The following is a 4,503-nucleotide window of genomic DNA, read 5'->3' on the forward strand; positions in this document are numbered from 1 at the left end:
AGGCATGCCACATCAGGTCACAGCAGGCCACGTCGAGCCAACATTACGCACAGTTACCAAACTGGCTGGGGTTTCACGCCCACCCCGGTTAACTTCGAAGACCCGGTATCGGCCAGCACGATCCGGCCGCGCCCGGACGCCGTGTCGAGGCGGCCGTGTGCCGGGTACAGCCGATCCCCGCGCCGGCAGTCCCGCGCTGGAACCCCGAATGGGCCGAACACCGGCACGTCGACGCAGAAATACCCCGCATGGCTGCCCCGGAAGAGCCCGTCCGGCCCAATGACGATGTCCAGATAGAAATCCCGCAGCCCGCCGGACCCCGGGCTCACCCGCTCCAGGGAGCACCAGCGCCCGGCGATCCGCGCTGCTTCCGCAGGCTTCTGGGGCCTCGCCCCGCCGCCCCTTCCCTCCGCCACGTCTCGCCCGCAGGTCCCGGAGGCAGGCGTTCCGGTCTCATGGGTTCCCGGTCGGACACCGCTTGCCCCAGGCCGGCCGCCGGCCTCCCGGCGGCGCTCGATCACCTCCGCAGCCAGCTGGGCAAGGGCCCGCAATACCTGCCCGCTCCCGCTTCCCCGACTCATGCGACCGCCATCCCGATCATCGCAGCCCCGGACCCCGGCGCGGGCATGTCCTGTTCCGCCGTACCGTCCCCGGCCCGGCAGCATCGGTCCCGCCGCCCTTCCTCAAAATCCCGGCAGGATGTTGTTGAGAGCTTTCTTGAGTGAAGCCCCATACAGCGTCGTCTGGCTGCCAACAACAGTCACACTGCCTTCTGTCACATTCACGAAGGCGGGGCTTACGGTCGCCTTCAGGCTGCCGGGACTTTGGAGCATCGAAACTTTCATGTCAATCGATCTGGCCACCAGGCGCGGCATCAATACATGCTCGTCCATGAGACTCACCCGAAAATACTGGGCGGCATAGTTCTTCAGTTCCAAACAACATTTTGACGCCAATTCGTACGTTACATTTTCCGCCACCACCATCGCCAGCGTGATAGCCGTGGTCTCGCTGATCCTGGCGGTCGGCCTTCTGAATCTCTGCACGGTGGACGAAAAATGGTAGACGACAGCCCGTGTGCCGGCGAGAAGAGTCTCCATGCGGATGTTCCTGCGCTGTTCGGCGCGGCGGACGACCTCGTCGACGTACTGCTGCGGGGTCCATGTAGCGGCCCGGTCCGCGGCCTGTCGGGTGTGCTGGTCTGGCTGGGAGACAGGCCGGCTCTGCTGCTGCGGGAGCTGCTGCGGCGAGCCGACTGGTGCTGGTCTGGCTGGGAGACGGTTCGGCCGGGGAGGGTGAGGCTGGACGCCGTGCGGACGAAGGCAGCGGGTCGGGGTGCTTGCTCTCCCGGGCGAGGCGGCGGGCAGCGGCGACCGCGCCGAGGGCGACCGCCATGTCCGGGTCGTCCACCTGGACGACCGGGCGCCCGGTGTGTCGCTGGATGTGCTCGGTGACGGTCGGCAGCCGGCAGCTTCCGCCGGCGGGCACCACGGCCATGATCTGGTCCCAGCTCAGCTCGGCGGTGGCGCGGATCAGGTCGCACTCGGCCAGGGTCCGGTCGATCAGCGGGCCTACGGCCTCGGCCAGCTGACCGCGGGTGAGGGTGAACGGCTCCGGCGGGTCGAGGACGGTGAGAAACTGGTAGGCCTCTGGCTGGGTGGCGAGCGTGCACTTCAGCCGTTCGCAGTCCTCCCGCAGCAGGATGCGGCGGCGCAGCACGTCCTCGTCGTCGGGGTCCCCGTCCAGCACCTTCACGCTCTGCGGCAGGCGTTCCCGGACGAGCCTCAGGATCGCCCGGTCGAAGGCGCCGCCGCCCAGGTCGTAGACCAGCACCGGCAGCCCGGTCTCGGAGAGGCGGGTGCTGCTCAGGGCGTGCAGCGCTGCCGCGGACGGCTCCGTGACGAGCTTGCTGCGGGCCGGGTCGAATCCAGCGACCTTGGCGGTGCGGCGCATCAGGTCGCGTCTGGCCCGCTGCCAGCTCGCCGGGACGGTGATGACCACCTGCTCCGGCTCGCCCTCGCCGGCGATGCGTTCCTCAGCGCAGGTGCGTAGGAATCGCAGGACCTCGGCGGCGAGATCGTGCGGCTGCAGGACACGGGCGCCCAGCATGCTGGGGATGTCCGTGCCAAACTCGCGTTTGAACTCGGCGCGGTAGTACTGCGGGTACTGCTGCCGCTGGTGCTCCGCGGCCGCTCCCACCGCCAGGCTGCCGTCCGGCCGGCCGCAGACCGAGGTACGGAACGAGGTCTGGCCGTAGGACGAGGACGGGTCACGGATGGTGAGCACGGAGCCGTCTGGCCGGCCGATGACGACGGCGGAGTTCCAGGTGCCGAAGTCGATGCCCAGCACCAGGCCGGGAGTGACCGTCATCGGACGGCCAGCGCGTCGACGCGGTCGAGCAGGTGCTGGCCGACGGCCAGCCGGTCAATCAGCACGGCGCGGCGCTCGTCGCGGGCCTGCCCGGTGGCGGCGTGACTCTCCCGCAACCTGCGCCGGGTCGCGCCAAGCGCGTCCAGCTCGGCACCCAGCAGGTCGGCGAACTGCTGCTCCACCCGAAGCCGGGCATGGGCGGCACCTACGTCGAAGGTCTCCAGGGCGCTCCTGGTGGCCGTCACGACCTGGTCGTGCAGGCTGCGCCGCAGCTCCTGGACGGCGCGGGTGGAGGCGGCGCGGCGCTGGTCGAGCTGCGTCCTGACATCCTGGAAGGCGTCCTGGAAGGCGGTGCCCAGCTCGATCACCGTGTTCAGGGACTGGAACGGGCCGCCGGAGGATGACGACTCCGCCCCGAAGGAGCTGACCGGCCCGCCGAAAGCCGTGGCCATGCCGCGGCCCATCACGAACCTGACCAGCAGGGAGGCGATCTGGGCCGGCGGCGTGTTCCGGGTGACCGCACCAGCGACTATCTTCATACGCTCACGCAGTGTCACCCGCTGTTCGCGGGCCGCCCGGACGATCTCGTCGGTGTCGGGCACCGGGATGTCGGCTGCGTCCACCAGACTCCCGGCCTCGATGCCAAGGGTGTCCGCGTTGGTCGGTGGGAGATGCCTGGAGCCGTCGACGGAACCGCCGGCCGGGCTGGCCGTGCCGGTGTGGGCGGCCAGCGTCTCGTAGGCGTTCCGGGCGATGACAGCGACAGCGCGCCGAGCCTGGTCGGCCGCGGTGGCGAGGGTGCGGGTGCACTCGACGGCGGCCGCCCGGAGCCGTTCGATCTCCGCACCCGGTTCGGCGCCATCCGCCGCGGCGAAACCGGTCGGAGCGATGCCGGCCAGGGCGAGGGCCTGCGCCGCCGCCGCGAAGTCGGCCGCCAAGGCATCCCGGACCGGGGGGATCCGCTCGGCCCAGATCGCCTCCAGCACGCTGTGCCAGGACGCCTCCGCGGCGGTCAGGTGCCGCAGGCGTTCCTCAGCCTGGTCGAGGTCGGCGGTGGCCCGCTGCCAGGGCGCATCGTCGTCCATGATCTGCAGCTCGTCGCGAAGCGTGGCCTGGGCCGCGGCGAGCGCGCCCAGCAAGCCGTCGAGGGCGCGGTCGAGCCGCGCGGCCTCGGTACGCGCGCCGAGGCCCTCCCACAGAGCCTCTTCCAGCTCGGAGAACCCGGATCTGGTGTCCGGCCCCGGGTCCGGCATCCCGGACCCCAGCTCCTCCAGGTACTCCAGCCGGCGGTAGGTCGACACAGGAAACACGGGGCTCTCCGACCCGTGCTCCCCGGCTAGGCCTGCATCTTGGTGCGGGTGTCCCGGACAACGATCTGCGGGTCCCGGACCTTGTCGGTTTTCGTCACCACGGTGAGGACGGTGTCGCAGGCCTCCAGCGCCTCCCGCAGAAACCGCAGCTCGCCAGTGGTGAGCGGCTCCACCGCGTCCACCACGAAGACGAGCACGTCGGCCCGGCCGAGGTGGCTGCGGGTGATCGCACTGTGGGCCGGGTCCAGGCTGCCGATGCCAGGCGTGTCGACGATCACGATGCCGGAGCGGAGCCGCTCCACAGGTGCCTCGATCCGCACACCCGCCACCCGCCGCCGGTTGCCGGGGTTGCCCTGCTCGACGACATGTTCCGGGAGCTGGTCCACCCCGATCTCGACCTCGGTCTCGGCGCCTTGCCCACCCGTGCCGCCGCCACCAGCAGCGGGTTCCCGGCGGCGCACCCAGGCACGGTCGGCGGGCCCCCAGGCAAGCGCGGAGACCACACACGTCGCCACGTCGACGTCGGACGGGAACAGGTCCGGCCGGCCGACCAGGGCGCCGACCAGGCTGGACTTGCCGCGTTTGAACTCGCCGCAGACGACCACGTGCCGCCGGTCGGACGCCAGCCGCTCGTGGTCCTCCCGCAGCCGCCGCCGCACGCCCGCCCCGACGAGATCGGCGGTGGCCACCTCGACCTCGTCGGACAGCTCCAGTACCGCGCGCCGGACCGTGTCGAGTCCGGAGCTCCTCGCGGCCTCGGTTCCTTCCCTGCTCTCCGGGGACTTCTCGACAGCCCTGGGAATCCCAGGCATCGGCAGGCTGG

The 4,503-nt window shown here is 70.8% G+C and carries 5 protein-coding genes; all 5 read right to left on the reverse strand.

Annotated features, from left to right (window positions below):
• Positions 1–53: 53 nt before the first annotated feature.
• On the reverse strand, positions 54–581 hold the full coding sequence (locus ACY45C_RS17165; protein ID WP_462188575.1) for a hypothetical protein: 528 nt from the start codon (positions 579–581) through the stop codon (positions 54–56).
• Positions 582–683: 102 nt separating this feature from the next.
• Positions 684–875, reverse strand: a complete 192-nt coding sequence (locus tag ACY45C_RS17170; protein WP_462188576.1) for a hypothetical protein — start codon at positions 873–875, stop codon at positions 684–686.
• A complete protein-coding gene (locus tag ACY45C_RS17175; RefSeq protein ID WP_462188577.1) occupies positions 847–2,370 on the reverse strand; it encodes an Hsp70 family protein in 1,524 nt (507 codons plus the stop codon). Before ACY45C_RS17175 ends, ACY45C_RS17170 begins: the two co-directional genes overlap by 29 nt.
• A complete protein-coding gene (locus tag ACY45C_RS17180; RefSeq protein ID WP_462188578.1) occupies positions 2,367–3,680 on the reverse strand; it encodes a hypothetical protein in 1,314 nt (437 codons plus the stop codon). Before ACY45C_RS17180 ends, ACY45C_RS17175 begins: the two co-directional genes overlap by 4 nt.
• Before the next feature lie 26 nt (positions 3,681–3,706).
• The coding region (locus ACY45C_RS17185) for a dynamin family protein (RefSeq protein ID WP_462188579.1) at positions 3,707–4,503 on the reverse strand (797 nt) is incomplete at its 5' end.

Source organism: Frankia sp. CcWB2 (genome assembly GCF_977927585.1).

Bases quoted from the DNA above. Each gene is read 5' to 3' on its own strand.
- ACY45C_RS17170 (WP_462188576.1), bottom strand. From the start codon at position 875: ATGCCGCGCCTGGTGGCCAGATCGATTGACATGAAAGTTTCGATGCTC.
- ACY45C_RS17165 (WP_462188575.1), bottom strand. From the start codon at position 581: ATGAGTCGGGGAAGCGGGAGCGGGCAGGTATTGCGGGCCCTTGCCCAG.
- ACY45C_RS17175 (WP_462188577.1), bottom strand. From the start codon at position 2,370: ATGACGGTCACTCCCGGCCTGGTGCTGGGCATCGACTTCGGCACCTGG.